The 15,705-nt window shown below is 66.9% G+C and carries 15 protein-coding genes; 8 read left to right on the top strand and 7 right to left on the bottom strand.

Annotated elements, in window-relative coordinates; genetic code table 11:
• Window positions 1–9 precede the first annotated feature (9 nt).
• The 3 genes from AADZ55_RS14230 to AADZ55_RS14240 all read left to right on the top strand — a co-directional run bounded on the left by AADZ55_RS14230 (window position 10) and on the right by AADZ55_RS14240 (window position 3,137).
• Window positions 10–1,599, top strand: coding sequence for an FAD-binding oxidoreductase (locus AADZ55_RS14230; protein WP_085324380.1), 1,590 nt, complete (start codon window positions 10–12; stop codon window positions 1,597–1,599).
• Entirely contained in the window at window positions 1,596–2,549 is a 954-nt protein-coding gene (locus tag AADZ55_RS14235) for a diacylglycerol kinase (RefSeq protein ID WP_085324326.1), read from the top strand. Before AADZ55_RS14230 ends, AADZ55_RS14235 begins: the two co-directional genes overlap by 4 nt.
• A gap of 66 nt (window positions 2,550–2,615) precedes the next feature.
• A complete protein-coding gene (locus AADZ55_RS14240; RefSeq protein ID WP_085324381.1) occupies window positions 2,616–3,137 on the top strand; it encodes a hypothetical protein in 522 nt (173 codons plus the stop codon).
• Between the two features lie 6 nt (window positions 3,138–3,143).
• Here AADZ55_RS14240 and AADZ55_RS14245 read toward each other — a convergent pair whose 3' ends face one another.
• The 3 genes from AADZ55_RS14245 to AADZ55_RS14255 form a co-directional block, all read right to left on the bottom strand.
• Window positions 3,144–3,656 (bottom strand): DUF3145 domain-containing protein, encoded by a 513-nt coding sequence (locus AADZ55_RS14245; RefSeq protein ID WP_085324382.1) that lies wholly within the window; start codon window positions 3,654–3,656, stop codon window positions 3,144–3,146.
• Between the two features lie 126 nt (window positions 3,657–3,782).
• On the bottom strand, window positions 3,783–4,619 hold the full coding sequence (locus AADZ55_RS14250) for a serine hydrolase domain-containing protein (protein ID WP_085324327.1): 837 nt from the start codon (window positions 4,617–4,619) through the stop codon (window positions 3,783–3,785).
• 13 nt (window positions 4,620–4,632) lie between these two features.
• Window positions 4,633–5,691, bottom strand: a complete 1,059-nt coding sequence (locus tag AADZ55_RS14255) for a class I SAM-dependent methyltransferase (RefSeq protein ID WP_085324328.1) — start codon at window positions 5,689–5,691, stop codon at window positions 4,633–4,635.
• A 62-nt stretch (window positions 5,692–5,753) separates the two neighbouring features.
• Between AADZ55_RS14255 and AADZ55_RS14260 the strand changes: the two genes are divergently transcribed.
• Both AADZ55_RS14260 and AADZ55_RS14265 read left to right on the top strand, forming a co-directional pair.
• The gene (locus AADZ55_RS14260) at window positions 5,754–6,839 is read left to right on the top strand and encodes an S-(hydroxymethyl)mycothiol dehydrogenase (RefSeq protein WP_085324329.1); all 1,086 of its coding nucleotides are present in this window, start codon (window positions 5,754–5,756) and stop codon (window positions 6,837–6,839) included.
• On the top strand, window positions 6,839–7,462 hold the full coding sequence (locus AADZ55_RS14265; RefSeq protein WP_085324330.1) for an MBL fold metallo-hydrolase: 624 nt from the start codon (window positions 6,839–6,841) through the stop codon (window positions 7,460–7,462). Before AADZ55_RS14260 ends, AADZ55_RS14265 begins: the two co-directional genes overlap by 1 nt.
• A gap of 74 nt (window positions 7,463–7,536) precedes the next feature.
• Here AADZ55_RS14265 and AADZ55_RS14270 read toward each other — a convergent pair whose 3' ends face one another.
• Complete coding sequence (locus AADZ55_RS14270) at window positions 7,537–8,253, bottom strand: SHOCT domain-containing protein (RefSeq protein ID WP_085324331.1); 717 nt, start codon at window positions 8,251–8,253, stop codon at window positions 7,537–7,539.
• Window positions 8,246–9,754 carry an apolipoprotein N-acyltransferase gene (lnt, locus tag AADZ55_RS14275; RefSeq protein ID WP_085324383.1) on the bottom strand — a complete coding sequence of 503 codons (1,509 nt, stop codon included), beginning with the start codon at window positions 9,752–9,754 and terminating at the stop codon, window positions 8,246–8,248. The genes AADZ55_RS14270 and lnt overlap by 8 nt, the downstream gene beginning before the upstream one ends.
• 105 nt (window positions 9,755–9,859) lie before the next feature.
• Here lnt and AADZ55_RS14280 point away from each other — a divergent pair, with 105 nt between their 5' ends.
• A complete protein-coding gene (locus tag AADZ55_RS14280; RefSeq protein ID WP_085324332.1) occupies window positions 9,860–10,852 on the top strand; it encodes an SDR family oxidoreductase in 993 nt (330 codons plus the stop codon).
• On the opposite strand, the gene AADZ55_RS14285 is transcribed toward AADZ55_RS14280, so the two are convergent.
• Together AADZ55_RS14285 and AADZ55_RS14290 are read right to left on the bottom strand one after the other, a co-directional pair.
• Window positions 10,811–12,646, bottom strand: coding sequence for an Hsp70 family protein (locus AADZ55_RS14285; RefSeq protein WP_207569046.1), 1,836 nt, complete (start codon window positions 12,644–12,646; stop codon window positions 10,811–10,813). The two genes, AADZ55_RS14280 and AADZ55_RS14285, sit on opposite strands and share 42 nt — an antisense overlap.
• 131 nt (window positions 12,647–12,777) lie before the next feature.
• The gene (locus AADZ55_RS14290; RefSeq protein WP_119184919.1) at window positions 12,778–13,887 is read right to left on the bottom strand and encodes a dihydrodipicolinate reductase; all 1,110 of its coding nucleotides are present in this window, start codon (window positions 13,885–13,887) and stop codon (window positions 12,778–12,780) included.
• A gap of 72 nt (window positions 13,888–13,959) precedes the next feature.
• Between AADZ55_RS14290 and AADZ55_RS14295 the strand changes: the two genes are divergently transcribed.
• Both AADZ55_RS14295 and AADZ55_RS14300 read left to right on the top strand, forming a co-directional pair.
• Window positions 13,960–15,189, top strand: a complete 1,230-nt coding sequence (locus AADZ55_RS14295; RefSeq protein WP_085324333.1) for an MFS transporter — start codon at window positions 13,960–13,962, stop codon at window positions 15,187–15,189.
• Between the two features lie 50 nt (window positions 15,190–15,239).
• On the top strand, window positions 15,240–15,689 hold the full coding sequence (locus AADZ55_RS14300) for an MmpS family transport accessory protein (RefSeq protein ID WP_085324385.1): 450 nt from the start codon (window positions 15,240–15,242) through the stop codon (window positions 15,687–15,689).
• Window positions 15,690–15,705 lie beyond the last annotated feature (16 nt).

Genomic DNA, 15,705 nt, shown 5'->3' on the forward strand with positions numbered 1-15,705 from the left:
CTTCCGCCAATGAAGTGGAACGCGTGGGGAGATCCCGCCGCAGCCAAGCCACTTTCCGACGGAATCCGGTCGTTACTGAAGCAGGTTGTGGGCCTTGAGGATTCGGACGAGGCCGAACTCGACCCCGAGCAGGTAAAGCTGCGCCCGTCCGCCCTGTCACAGGCGGACCAAGCCGCGCTGGCGGAGATCGTCGGCGCGGAGTACTTCCGCGCCGACGACCGCGACCGGTTACTGCATGCCGGCGGCAAATCCACACCGGACATGTTGCGGCGCAAGGACTCCGGGGTGCAGGATGCGCCAGACGCGGTGTTGCTCCCCGGCGGTCCCGACGGTGAGGACTCCGTGGGCGCAATTCTGCGCTATTGCTCCGAACACGGCATTGCCGTCGTTCCGTTCGGCGGGGGCACCAACGTCGTCGGTGGGCTCGATCCCATCCGTGGCGAGTTCGGTGCCGTGGTGTCGCTGGATTTGCGACGGTTCAACCAACTCCTGACCCTCGACGAAGTGTCCGGTGCGGCCGAGCTGGGCGCCGGCGTCACCGGCCCGGAGGCCGAACGCCTGCTCGGCGAACACGGCTTCTCGCTCGGGCACTTCCCGCAGAGCTTTGAGTTCGCCACCATCGGAGGTTTCGCGGCGACCCGGTCGTCCGGCCAGGACTCGGCCGGCTACGGCCGGTTCAACGACATGATCCTCGGACTGCGGATGATCACTCCGGTGGGCGTACTCGACCTGGGCCGGGTGCCGGCCTCGGCGGCCGGCCCCGACCTGCGCCAGGTGCTGATCGGCTCGGAAGGCACCCTCGGCGTCATCACCCGGGTGCGGCTGCGGGTACACCGGGTGCCGGAAACGACCCGGTACGAGGCATGGTCGTTCCCCGACTTCGCCACCGGCGTTGCGGCGCTGCGTGCCATCACCCAGACCGGCACCGGCCCCACCGTCATCCGGCTTTCCGACGAGGCCGAGACCGGAGTCAACCTCGCCACCACCGAAGCAATCGGGGACAACCAGATCACCGGAGGCTGCCTGGGCATCACCTTGTTCGAGGGCACCCCGCAACACGCCGAGAGCAGGCATGCCGAAACTCGCGCATTGCTGGAAGCTCATGGCGGCACGTCGCTGGGTGAGGGACCGGCGCAAGCCTGGCAGCGGGGGCGGTTCGCCGCACCATACCTGCGCGACTCGCTGCTATCGGCAGGTGCGCTCTGCGAAACCCTCGAGACCGCCACCGAGTGGTCCAACATCGCGGCGTTGAAGACCGCTGTCACCGAAGCACTCACCACCTCGCTGACCGAATCGGGCACACCGGCGCTGGTAATGTGCCACGTGTCCCACGTGTATCCCACCGGCGCTTCGTTGTATTTCACCGTCGTCGCCGGGCAGCGGGGCAATCCGATCACGCAGTGGCTGGCCGCCAAGAAGGCCGCGTCCGACGCCATCATGGCCACCGGCGGAACCATCACCCATCACCATGCGGTGGGCGCCGACCACCGCCCGTGGATGCGCGACGAGGTGGGCGATCTGGGCGTGCAACTGTTGCGGGCGGTAAAGGCGACGCTGGATCCGGCCGGAATTCTCAATCCCGGCAAGCTGATTCCGTGACCCGAGACAACCCGACCGGCGGGCAACTGCGCCGACGCGAGATCGGTAAGGTCACCGCGCTGACCAACCCCCTGTCCGGGCACGGCGCCGCGGTACCCGCCGCGCAGGTCGCGATCGCCCGACTGAAGCATCGCGGTGTGGAGGTCGTCGAGATCGTCGGCGAGGATGCCGAGGATGCGGGCTATCTGGTCGCCGCGGCAGTCGAGAAGGGCACCGACGCGGTCGTTGTCACCGGCGGTGACGGCGTCATCTCCAACGCGCTGCAGGTGTTGGCGGGCACCGATGTTCCGCTGGGGATCATTCCGGCGGGCACCGGTAACGATCACGCCCGTGAATTCGGGGTTCCCACAAAGAATCCCGAGGCTGCCGCGGACATCGTGGTCGACGGCTGGACAGAAACCATTGACTTGGGCCGAATCAGCAACGGCAACGGCCGCAAAATGCGGGACAAGTGGTTCGGCACCGTGGCGGCAACCGGATTCGACTCGTTGGTCACCGATCGCGCCAACCGGATGCGCTGGCCACACGGACGACTACGCTATTACATCGCCATGGTCGCCGAATTGATGCAGCTGCGGCCGTTGCCGTTCCGGCTGGTGCTCGACGGCGCCGAAGAAATCGTCGCCGACCTGACGCTGGCGGCCATCGGCAATACCCGCAGCTACGGCGGCGGGTTGTTGATCTGTCCCAACGCCGATCACCGCGATGGCCTGCTCGATATCACCGTGGTGAAGGCGGGATCCCGCACCAGGCTGCTCCGCTTTTTCCCCACCGCGCTCAAAGGCACCCATACCGAGCTGGACGAGGTGATCACGGCACGCGCCAAGACCATCGTTGTCGAGTGCCCCGGTATCAACGTGTACGCCGACGGCGACTTCGCCTGCCCGCTGCCCGCCGAGATCTCCGCTGTGCCGGCCGCGCTACAGGTTTTGCGCCCGCACCACTCGTAAGCCGTCGTGTAACGACCGGGTCACGAAACGCGACATCAATTCAAACCCGCTCTACGGGAGGAAATGATGTCCGGGCACCCTAAGAATGCAATTCTCGCCTTGGCGGCTGCGGCGCTAGCGGGTTCGCTATCACTTGCACTCGCGCCGACGCTGGCCCCGAAGGCGATAGCCGCCGAGGAACCGTCCTGGAACGGGCTGTACCTCCTGACGTTGTCGGCCAATGAGAAGACCGGCACCAGCATGGCGGCCAGCCAACCGGAACCTTCGCACATGATGAGTTACACGTTCAGCTCGAGCTGCTCATCAGGCGCGTGTATCGCGACGGTGATCGACCCGCCGCCGCCCAAACACGAGTTCATTCCGCGGCCAATCGAATACACCTGGAACGGGTCTGAATGGGTACGGGAGATCAGTTGGCAATGGGACTGTCTGCTGCCGGACGGCAGCATCGAATACAACCCCGCGGAATCCGTCACGGTTTATACACCCGGGCCTGGTGGGATCCTCACCGGCAGCTTCCATACCGACATTTCCAGCGGCGCCTGTAAGGGCACTGTCGAAATGCCGGTTTCTGCCCGACCGGGATAACCCTTCCTAGCCAACTCCCCGGCTCAGCCAAGTCACCTCACCGGCGTCGCCACCGTCGCGATACACCTCGAGCGCCTCGTCCCAGGCCGTACCCAACACCGAATCCAGTTCGGCGGCGAGTGTGTCGGCGCCTTGGGCCATCATCGCTCGCAGCCGCATCTCGCCCACCATGATGTCGCCGTTGGCGCTCATCGAACCGCTCCACAACCCCAGCTGGGGGGTGTGGCTGAACCGCTGGCCGTCGACTCCGGGACTGGGATCTTCGGTGACCTCGAACCGCAGCACCGACCAGGAGCGCAGGGCGTTGGCCAACCGGGCGCCGGTGCCCACCGGCCCTACCCAGTTGGTGACCGCCCGCAACTGGCCGGGCATCGCCGGCTGCGGCGTCCAGATCAGGTTCGCCTTGGCCTGCAGGGTCGACGACAACGCCCACTCGACATGCGGGCACACCGCCGCGGGCGAGGCGTGGATGTACACCACGCCGGACGTCACGTCGGCGAATTGATTCGACGCACGCATCTGCTGCTCCTTCGGTTCCACGAGGGACGTCTTCCCCAACGACCTGGTGAACCCGACAAGCAGGATGCTCGCAATGAAAATTATGTGTCGTGCGTGTCTATTGTGCCTTGTGATACCCGTGTTGCGCTAGTGTGCAGTTCCATTTCGCGTGTACTCAGCTAGAACCGAGTCGGAAATCGCGGGCCACAGGTCCAACGCCCACTCGCCGAAATCGCGCTCGGTGAGGACCACCAGGGCCAGGTCCGCCTCGGGATCCGCCCAGATGAAACCACCTGATTGGCCGAAATGGCCGAAGGTGCGCGAGGAGTTGCGCTCGCCCGTCCAGTGCGGCGATTTCGCGTTCCTGATCTCAAAGCCCAGCCCCCAATCGTTGGGCCGCTGCACGCCGTAGCCGGGCAACACACCGTCCAGGCCGGGAAACTGCACCGCGGTCGCATCGGCATGCATCTGGGCCGAGACCGTCGACGGACGCAGCAGATCACCCGCGAACGCCACCAGGTCCGCAATGGTCGAGGTCGCGCCGAACCCGGCTGCCCACGCACCGTCATCCAACCGGCTGGCGGCCATGCCCAGGGGTTCGAACACGGCCTCGGTGAGGTAACCAGTGAACTCGATGCCCGACTCCCGCTGCACCGTCTCCGCTAGCACCCTAAAGCCGTAGTTGGAATACATCCGGCGGACGCCGGGCTTCGTGAGCCTGTGATTCGAATGCATCGCCAACCCCGATGTGTGCGCCAGCAGGTGACGGACCGTGGAGCCGGACGGGCCGGCCGCGGTGTCGAGGTCGACGACGCCTTCCTCGACGGCGATCTGTGCGGCCCGGGCCACCAGCGGCTTGGTGACCGACGCCAGCGCGAACGGCCGCGCAGTGTCGCCGTGGGTGGCGAGCACCCCGGTGGGTCCGATAATCGCGGCGGCAGCAGCCGGAACCGGCCAGTCGTCAAGCACCTCGAGAGCGGTCATCGGGTCGGGCGCGTCACTTCCGGGCGACGTAGTAGTTGTTCAACACATCCGACTCGATCTCGGCCACCGTCACCTCGTCAAAGCCGGCGTCGCCGAGCATCGAGGCGGCCAACTGCTCACCCCACACCGTCCCCAATCCGACGCCGTCCAGCGCCAAGGACACCGTCATGCAGTGCATCATCGAGGTCGTGTACAGGTAGGTGCTCAGCGGGACGCCGACATTGTCTTCCAGCCGGCTCGATGCCTTGATGTCGACCATCAGCAGCACACCACCGGGTCGCAGTGCGCGATAGATGTTCTCCAGGACACGGGCAGGCTGTGCCTGATCGTGAATGGCGTCGAATGCGGTGATGACGTCGAAAGCCTCGACCTTGTCCAGCGTGCTGAGATCATCGCGCTCGAAGGTTGCGTTTCCTAGGCCCAGCCGAGCTGCCTCCTGGGTCCCGGTCGCGACGGCCTCGTCGGAAAAGTCGATGCCGGTGAAGCGACTCGCCGGGAACGCCTGCGCCATCAGGTTGACCGCATGGCCGCTGCCACAACCGAAATCGGCCACGTCCGCTCCGGACCGCAGGCGGTCCGGAAGGCCATCGACCAGCGGTAACACCACGTCGATCAGGGCACTGTCGAACACCATTCCGCTCATCTCGGCCATCAGCTTGTGGAAGCGTGGGTATTCGCTGTAGGGGACACCGCCGCCTTCCCGGAAGCAGCGGATGACCTTTTGTTCGACCTCACCGAGCAGCGCAACGAACTGGGCTATGGCCGCGAGGTTATGCGGCCCTGCCGCACGGGTCAGCACCCCCGCGCGGTGAGCAGGCAACGAGTAGGTCGCGGTCTCGGCGTCGTACTCGACGATCTGCCCGGTAGTCATGCCGCCCAGCCATTCCCGGACGTAGCGCTCATCCAGGCCCGCGGCGTCAGCGATCTGCGTGCTGGTGGCCGGCGGAAGCCCGGCCATTGTGTCCAGCAGACCGGTCTGGTGTCCAACACTCACCAGGATCGCCAAACCGGCACTGTCGATGGCCGCGACAAAACGGTTGCCGAATTCTTCGGTGGTCTCGAGTGCCGTCATGCCCAGCGACGCTACACCGGGGTCAGCTGGCCGCGAAGACGCCCGACAGTAGGTTGGAGCCCATGAGTCAGACAGTGCGCGGCGTGATCTCACGAAAAAAGGGCGAACCCGTTGAGCTGGTGGACATCGTCGTCCCGGATCCCGGTCCCGGTGAGGCCGTGGTCGACGTCACCGCCTGCGGGGTGTGCCACACCGACCTGACCTACCGCGAGGGCGGCATCAACGACGAATACCCGTTCCTGCTCGGCCACGAGGCCGCGGGCACGGTGGAAGCCGTCGGGCCCGGGGTGGGGGCGGTCGCGCCGGGCGACTTCGTGATCCTGAACTGGCGCGCCGTGTGCGGCCAGTGTCGGGCCTGCAAACGGGGCCGGCCCCGCTACTGCTTCGACACCTTCAACGCCGAGCAGAAAATGACGCTGGCCGACGGCACCGAACTCACCCCGGCGCTGGGCATCGGGGCGTTTGCCGACAAGACGCTGGTGCACTCCGGTCAATGCACCAAAGTCGATCCCGCGGCCGATCCCGCCGTCGCCGGCCTGCTGGGTTGTGGAGTGATGGCCGGCCTGGGCGCCGCCGTCAACACCGGTGCTGTCACCCGCGATGACACCGTCGCGGTGATCGGCTGCGGCGGCGTGGGCGATGCCGCGATCGCGGGCGCCGCGCTGGTCGGCGCCAAGCGGATCATCGCGGTCGACACCGACCACACAAAACTGGACTGGGCCCGCAAGTTTGGTGCCACCCACACGGTCAACGCGCGCGAACTCGACGTCGTCAAAACGATCCAGGACCTCACCGGGGGGTTCGGCGCCGACGTGGTGATTGACGCCGTCGGCCGGCCGGAAACCTGGCAGCAGGCCTTCTATGCGCGCGACCTGGCCGGAACCGTCGTGCTGGTGGGTGTACCGACCCCCGATATGCGTTTGGACATGCCGCTAGTGGACTTCTTCTCGCACGGCGGCGCGCTGAAGTCGTCGTGGTATGGCGATTGCCTGCCCGAACGCGACTTCCCCACCCTGATCGACCTCTACCTGCAGGGCCGGCTTCCGCTGGAACAGTTTGTCTCCGAACGTATCGGGCTCGACGGCATCGAGGAGGCATTCCACAAGATGCACGACGGTAAGGTGCTGCGTTCGGTGGTGGTGTTGTAGTGGTCGCGATCGACCGGGTGATCACCCATGGAACCTTCGAACTCGATGGTGGCAGTTGGGAAGTCGACAACAACATCTGGCTGGTTGGTGACGACACCGATGTCCTGATTTTCGACGCCGCCCACGACGCGACGCCGATCATCGATGCCGTGGATGGTCGCAACGTGGTTGCGGTGGTATGTACGCACGGCCACAACGATCACGTGTCGGTGGCACCCGAGCTCGGTCAGGCGCTCGACGCGCCGGTGCTGCTACACCCCGGCGATGCTGTGCTGTGGCGGATGACCCATCCGGACAAGGACTTCCGTGCTGTTTCCGACGGTGACACATTGCGCGTGGCCGGGACGGAGTTGCGCGCGTTGCACACACCGGGCCACTCCCCCGGATCGGTGTGCTGGTACGCCCCGGAGCTGAACGTGGTGTTCAGCGGCGACACACTCTTCTCCGGCGGGCCGGGCGCGACCGGGCGCTCGTTCTCCGATTTCCCGACGATACTGCGGTCGATATCCGGGCGGCTCGGGACGTTGCCCGGCGACACCGTCGTGCATACCGGCCACGGCGACAGCACCACCGTCGGCGACGAGATCGTCCACTACGAGGAATGGGTCGCCCGAGGGCACTAGGTCTCCCGGTGCGCGAGCGCGCACAGAATGTCAGTCATATCGGCGTGTCGACGTACAAGCACGCGCCCTCGGGGTCAATGGTCCAGGATTCGGCGCTTCTCGGTCTGGAACTCTTCCTCGGTCAGTGCCCCGGAATCCCTAAGCGCCGTTAGGGTTTTCAGTTGCTCCACCCTGACTCCCTGGCCGGTGGATTCGTAGGGCGCCACCGACACACTCGGCGACGCGGCAAGGTAGCGTTTCGCGGCGACCGTCCGCCGCGAGCGGGCCATCCACATCACCGATAACGCCACATCGATCAGGCCGACGACGAATAGGGCTACGAACATCCAGACCAGATAGCCGTATGAACTCTGGTGACCGAAAGCCAGTCGCGGATTGATGTATCCGCCGACCTGTCCGTCGGTCGTGATGTGGTAGGTACCGTCGACGGGGATCTGTACCATCCACAACCGCACATGCGCGTCGTTGTTGACGGTCGTTGTGCTGCCGATGCTTTCCGCGACCACTGGTTGCGGCACACCCTCGGGCGGGTCGATCGAGATCCCAAGTGGCGGCACCGGCAGGCCACCCCCATTGGGGCGGCCGATGATCAAGGTGTGCAGGCTAACGGTGACCTCACCCGCGGGCAACTGCAGGCTGCCCGATCCCGGGATGGGCACCTCGCCGTAGGCGTTGTATTTGTCCAGGAAGAAGGCGTTGAGCACCAAGGTGATGAGGAAGCCGGCCACCGACACTACCAACATCACGACGGCGGCGGCCAGCGAAATCTTGGCGAGCCGTGCGCTACTCATCAACGCAGTCTGTCACGCGAGCGAAGCGCCGGCGCAGCAAAACGGCAAGGCCGGCGCCCAGGACCACCAACGCCGTCACCGGCACCCAGTCACCCAACCGTTGGTAGAGCGTGACATTCGATCCCAACGCAACGTTGACCACGGTGGCACCGCTGAAGTCCGAGGGGCACCACACCAGCCGGCGGCCCCGGGCATCGAAGGCCGAGCTGTCGCCGGACAAGCCAACGTGCACCGCCGGGAGGCCCACTTCCACGGCCCGCACCGCGGGCTGGGCGGCCAACTGCGGCTGCGCCCAACTCCCCTGAAATGTCGAGGTGGAACTCTGGTACACCAATAGCGCCGCCCCGAGCCGCGCTTCGCGGCGGGCGAGATCGGGGAAGGTTGTTTCGTAGCTGACCAGCGGCCCAATATCCAGGGAGTTCACCGACAACACCACCGGCCCGGTCCCGCGCTGCCGATCCTGGGCGGCCGCCTTGCTGAAGCGGGTGACCCAGCCCAAAAGCGGCCGCAGCGGCACATATTCGCCGAACGGAACCAGGCGGGTTTTCCGGTAGCTGCCCACAGCTCCGTGCGGGCCGATGAGCACCGCCGACTTGTAGATTCCCCCGCTCGGCGCCGGCGCGTCGACGTTGACCAGCAAGTCCGCGCCCACCCGCCCGGACAGCTCGGCCAGGCGAGCCAGGACCTCGGGGTGGCTGGTCAGGTCTTGTCCGACGCTGCTCTCTCCCCAGATCACCAGGTCCGGCCGCTGGGCCGCGACGGCCGCGGTGATGGCTTCACCGGCCGCCAGCCGGGCAGCCGAATCGGCGATTTCGCCGATCTGTACCAGCGCCACGCGCACCGTCGGACCTCCGGCCGGCACCGGACCCAGCAGGTGCCAGGCCGGGCCGAGTCCCGCGCACGCGACCGCACAGCCCAGCGCGACCAACCGGCCGCGCAGTTCTGGGCACACGATCACGCACGCGACAGCGGTATTCGTCGCCACCAGAAGGAAACTCGTCAGCCACACCCCACCCAAGGAGGCCGACGCCAGCGTGACGGGCTGGTTCCATTGCGAGGCGCCCAGCAGCGCCCACGGACCGCCCAGTGACGGCCAAGACCGCATCGCTTCGGCCGCCACCCACGCGCTGGGCAACATGACCAGGGCGGCAACCGCACGCCCGGTGGTGACCGGCACCGACAACAGCCGCTGCGCCATCCACCCCCACGGCAGCCACAGCACTCCCAGGCCGGCGGCGAACAGCACCAGCATCGGACCAATGCTGGTCGCCAGCCAGTACTGGGTGATCAGCACAAATCCGCCACCACCCGCCCAAGCCCGTAGCGCACCCTCCGACGGCGTGGGCGCGGCCCGCACCACCAAGAGCAGCGGGATCAGGCCGAACCAGGCCAGCCACCACCACGATGGCGCGGGAAAGGCGAGCGCGGGTAACCCGCCGAGGACCAATGCCACGGCACAACCGACGACCCGTGGTAGCCGGGCACCGGACTGCAACGCCATGCCGACCAGAATGCCGGTCGGATACGCCGACGGCGAGGCAAAGAGCACACTGGGACGAGGCCAGTCCAGGCCCGCGGTCTGAACCACCGGAAAGGAGTGATCTGCATGGCCAACGATCTCGTCGCCACGGTGCCCGATCTATCCGGGAAACTGGCAATCATCACCGGCGCCAACAGCGGTCTGGGATTCGGATTGGCCCGGCGGCTGTCGGCGGCCGGCGCCGACGTCGTCATGGCGATCCGTAATCGCGCCAAGGGCGAGGCGGCGATCGAGAAAATCCGCACGACGGTTCCCGATGCGAAGCTGACCATCAAGGCCCTCGACCTGTCGTCACTGGCGTCGGTCGCCGCTTTGGGTGAACAACTCAACGCCGACGGGCGTCCGATCGACATCCTGGTCAACAACGCAGGTGTCATGACCCCACCGGAACGCGATACCACTGCCGACGGCTTCGAGTTGCAGTTCGGCAGTAACCATCTCGGACACTTCGCGCTGACCGCGCACGTGCTGCCGCTGTTGCGGGCGACGCGACGCGCGCGCGTCGTCTCGTTGAGCAGCCTGGCGGCCCGCCGCGGCCGCATCCACTTCGACGACCTGCAGTTCGAGAAGTCGTACGCCCCGATGACGGCCTACGGCCAGTCGAAGCTGGCGGTCTTGATGTTCGCCCGTGAGCTGGACCGCCGCAGCCGCGCGGCCGGCTGGGGCGTCGTTTCCAACGCCGCGCATCCCGGCTTGACCAAGACCAACCTGCAGGTCGCCGGACCGTCCCACGGCCGCGACAAGCCGGCACCGATGGAGCGCCTGTACAAGACGTCCTGGCGTTTGGCGCCCTTCCTCTGGCAGGAGATCGAAGAAGGGATCCTGCCCGCGCTGTACGCAGCCGCCACGCCGCAAGCCGAGGGTGGCGTGTTCTATGGCCCACGCGGCTTCTACGAGGTCGCCGGCGGCGGCGTGCGAGAGGCCAAGGTGCCCGCACGAGCCCGCAACGACGCTGACGGCACCCGGCTATGGGAGGTCTCCGAGCAGCTCACCGGTGTCAGCTACCCGAAATTGAACTCACTGCCCGATCCCGGGAAACTGGGGCATCCCGGGGACTGAGCCAACCCCGGGGATCTGCGGTATGTCCGGAATCGGCGGAATCGGCGGGATCGGCGGGATCAGCGGCGGACTGGGGGAAGTAGGCGCGGGCGGCTGGGTGGTCGCCGGTGGCGTGGTGGTCAGCGGCGGCTGGGTGGTGACTGGCGTCGTCGTGGGCGTCGGTGGCGGGCTCGTGACGTCAGTCGTGGTGGGCGGTGCATTCGTTGCCTGCGGCGGCCGGGGCGGGGGCTGGGCCGGCGGCGCGGGCTCACCGGTAGCCGGCGCTTGCGGCGCCGGTGCGGGTTCTGGTGCTGGGGCATCGGATGTGGGCGCCGGGGCAGCGGGCGGTGCCGGGGTGGTGGTCACCCTTGGCTCCTGCTGCTGCCCCGGTGCCGTCGGTTTGTCGCCCGAGGACAACGCGATGGCCACAGCGGTGCCCACCAGCAACACCGCCACCGTCGCGCTGATGATGATCACCGCCGGCAGGCGATACCACGGGATCGCCGGGGACTTGGGCTCCGGCTCCGGGTGGGCATCGTGGTCGAATGTCAGCTGCGGGCGGGCCGCCGTGAAGCCCGTGCCGACCGGCAGAATTTGGGAGTCGTCGTCGGCCTCTGACCAGGCCAAAGCGGGCGGTAGGCCCGATACCGGCGAGCCGGCCATTGCCGTTGGGACCGATTCCTGCGCCGGCGCCGCCGGCGCGGCCACGGTTGCCGACGCGGCCGGGGTCAGCACCGTTGGGCTGGTGTCGCCCGGTCCGCGTGCCGCCCGCAACGCGCCGCCGATAGCGGCCGTCAATTGCGGGCGAGGCGTCGTGACCACCGGTACACAAAAGCGTCCGGACAGCGTCGTGGTGACCGCCGGGATGTTTGCTCCGCCGCCCACGGAGACGATCGCAGCCAAATCCGCCACGCGGATTTCGCGGCGCGCCAATGCATGTTCCAAGGCCTTACCCAAGTCGTCCAGCGAGGCGCGGATCGCGTCCTCGAGTTCGTTCCTGGTGAGCCGGATGTCGCCGTGCATCCCGGGCAACTCGTCGGTCAGCGTGGTCACGGTGGTCGACGAGAGCTGCTCCTTGGCCTTGCGGCAGGCCGTCCGCAGCCTGGTCAGCGACCCGATCGCCGAGGTGCCGGACGGATCGAACGACCCCGTGCTCGGCAGTTCGGACATGACGTAGCTCAACAGCGACTGATCGATCAGATCCCCGGAGAAATCGTGATGGCGCACCGTAGCGGCCACCGGCCGATACTCGTCTGCGGCGTCGACCACGGTGATGCTGGTCCCGCTGCCACCGAAATCGCACACCGCGATGATCCCGCGGGCCGGTATGCCCGGGTTCGCCCGCACCGCGTACAACGCGGCCGCGGAGTCAGGGATCAGCGACAGTGGCGCCGCCTTGTCCGAGGCCCCGTGCGACCACTCCGACACTCGGCGCAGCGCGACACCCAACGCGTCCACCGCAGCTGACGCCCAGTGGGCGGGATAGGTTACCGCGACACCTTCGGGTAGCGGGCGACCGCCGGTGGCCGTGTAGGCGAGCGCCCGCAATGCATCGGCGACCAGCGCCTCGCTGCGGTGCACCGAGCCGTCGGCGGCCACGATTCCGATCGGATCGCCCACCCGGTCCACGAAGTCGGTGATCACCAGGCCAGGCTCGTCCAGCCTCGGGTTCTCCGACGGCACACCGACCTCGGGCGGGCGCTGCCGATACAGCGTCAATACGGGTTTACGCGTGATGGATTGACCGGCAGTCACGGCAGCCAGATTGGTGGCACCGATCGACAAGCCCAGTGCCGGCCTCGCCCCTTCTGCCATGTGATCCAATCCCCGTGTCCGGCGGCTCGCCGCACCCGCCTAGCTCGAATTGTTTCGGGTATACCTATAGCCAATCTCTACGCCGGCTATGCGTGGGCTGCATGTCGACACTTGCCGCAATATCCGGCCGGTCAGCGAATGGTGCCCGCGCCGGCGATCAAAGGCAGGTCCAGCGCGGTAACCCAGCCCGGCGGCAAGTCGTTGACCGCCGGGACCGCGTTGAGCGCCCGCATCCCGGTGGCCAAGCACCCGGCCGTGGCCGCATCCCGGCCCGAACCGTCGGTGAACCGGAATGCGGTTTCGGACGAGATGCTCGGGGTGCCTTCGATGTCCACCCGATAAACGTCGTCGTCGGTGCCCGACGGCCAGTCGGGGGCGGCGTCGTGGCCGATCCGGTTGACGTGTTCGAGCTGGATTCGCGTCTCGCCCTGATAGATCCCATTAATGGTGAACCGGACCGCAGCGACGTGTCCGGACTTGATGACACCCTTCGCGCTGCTGCGCTCGGTGGGCGTCACCCATTTGTCCCAGGTGGTGGTGATCTCGTCGAGAAGAATGCCGGCGGCGTGGGCGATCATCGGGACGGTGGCGCCCCACGCGAAGATCAACACGTCGCGGTTTTCCAGCATCGGGCTGAACTCGGGCTCGCGACCGATACCCATCTCCTTTTCGTAGTCGCCCTCGTAGTTGGTGTAGTCCAGCAATTCCGACGCACGCACCCGCCGTACCTCCGAACACAGGCCCATCAGAGTCATCGGAAACAGGTCGTTGGCGAATCCGGGGTCGATACCGGTGGTGAAGCAGGACGACTCCCCCAACTCGCAGGCTGCCGTGATGGGCTCGATCCACTGCGGCGGGTTGAGGTGCATCGTCGGCCAGACCCACGGTGTCATCGCGGTCGAACACACGTCGATACCGGCCCGCAGGAAGCGGGTGATCAGCGAGATATTGTCCGTTGCGTGCATGGCTGTCGGGCCGTAGTGCACCAAAGCATCGGGTTCCAGCGCGATCAGGGCCTCGACGTCGTCGGTGGCGGTGATGCCTACCGGTTCGGCCAACCCACAGATGTCGCCGACGTCGCGGCCGACCTTGGCGGGGTTGCTGACGCCTACACCGACCAACTCGAACAGCGGATGCTTGACGATCTCGGTGATCACCATCTTGCCCACGAAGCCGGTACCCCAGACAACTACCCGTTTTGGAACCCGCCCTGCGCCATGTTGTGAAATGAGTTCGGCCATCACCCCAGCAACCTCCCACTCAGCAATCCCGGCTTCACCCTAAACGTGGCGGCGGCAGGCACCTAGCATCTGTTGGGTGCGAACGGTGATGTCGCGTTGAGCCGCACCGACTCCGCCCGTCCGGCGTTGAGCGCGTGGCGGTTCGTCACGGTATTCGGCGTGGTCAGCCTGCTGGCCGACGTCGTGTACGAAGGTGCCCGATCGATCACCGGGCCGCTGCTGGCCGCGCTGGGAGCGACCGGCCTGGTGGTCGGGGTGGTCACCGGAGTCGGCGAGGCCGCCGCGCTGGGTCTGCGGCTGGTGTCCGGGCCGATGGCCGATCGCACCCGACGGTTTTGGGCCTGGACCACCGGCGGCTACGCACTGACCGTGATAACGGTTCCGCTGCTCGGCATCGCGGGCGTCCTGTGGTTGGCGTGCGCGCTGGTCATCGCCGAACGGGTCGGGAAGGCGGTGCGCAGCCCCGCCAAGGACACCCTGCTGTCGCATGCGACCAGCGTGACCGGCCGAGGCCGCGGTTTCGCCGTGCACGAGGCTCTGGACCAGGTCGGGGCGGTGATCGGCCCGCTCGCCGTTGCCGGGATGCTCGCGATCACCGGGAACGACTATGCGCCCGCGCTCGGTGTGCTGGCCCTACCCGGAGCGGCCACGCTGGCTCTGCTGGTGTGGCTGCAGTTTCGGGTGCCCCGCCCGGAGCGCTACGAAGACTATCCCGCTGACTCCGACAATCCTTCGGCGCGGCTCCTCTGGGCGCTGCCGGCGAAGTTCTGGCTGTACTGCGGGTTCACCTCGATCACCATGACCGGCTTTGCCACGTTCGGATTGCTGTCGTTTCACATGGTCACCCACGGCGCACTGACCGCCGCGGCGGTGCCGGTGATCTATGCGGCCGCCATGGCCGCGGATGCGCTGGCAGCGTTGGCCTCAGGCTGGACCTATGACAGGTTCGGCGCGAAAACCCTTGCCGCCCTGCCGATTCTATCGATGATGGTGGTGCTGTTCGCCTTTGCCGGCAACGTCGCGATGGTGGTTATTGGCGCGTTGCTATGGGGCGCGGCGGTCGGAATACAGGAGTCCACGCTACGCGGGGTGGTCGCCGACTTGGTCGCCGGCCCGCGACGGGCCAGCGCCTACGGCATGTTCGCCGCCGGGCTGGGCGCCGCGACCGCGGCCGGCGGCGCGCTCCTTGGCTGGCTGTACGACATCTCCACCGGCACGCTCGTCGCAGTGGTGGTCGCTATTCAGCTGGTTGCGCTGGTGACCATGTTCGCGATCGGGCTACCACGCACAGCTGCTAGCTAAGGACCGAAAAAGCCCCCGCCGGCCGTCTTCCTGGTGTCACGATGAATACCATGACCAGTCCAGTGAACGCCGAGCCAACCCCGCGCAAGCAGCTGCGCGGCCCCTCGATCCTGGTTGCTATCTGTATCGGGTTCGCGGCCACATGCGGTGTGATAACCGGCGGTATGGCGCACGCAACGAACGATCCGCCGCAGGTTCGCTACGAGGTGAGCGGCAGCTCCGGCATCGCCGAATACCTCTCGTACCAAACTCGCGGCGGTCAGCGGCAAGAGGCCAACGTGACATTGCCATGGTCGACGCAATTCACTGGCTACGAGGGTGAAGTGCTCGTTCTCAGCGCACAGGGCGACGGCACGATAGCCTGCAGAATCCTGGTCGATGGCGACGTGGTGAAAGATGCGACAGCGGCCGGGCAGCCCGGCAGAACCGTTTGTTCATACACGAAAACGGGCCTGACCCGCACGCCAACCAGCCCGACTGGCGCGCCGCCGCCCCGGTGACGAGCGGGCCGGGTGC

The organism is Mycobacterium decipiens (assembly GCF_963853665.1).
Classification (GTDB): Bacteria; Actinomycetota; Actinomycetes; order Mycobacteriales; family Mycobacteriaceae; genus Mycobacterium; species Mycobacterium decipiens.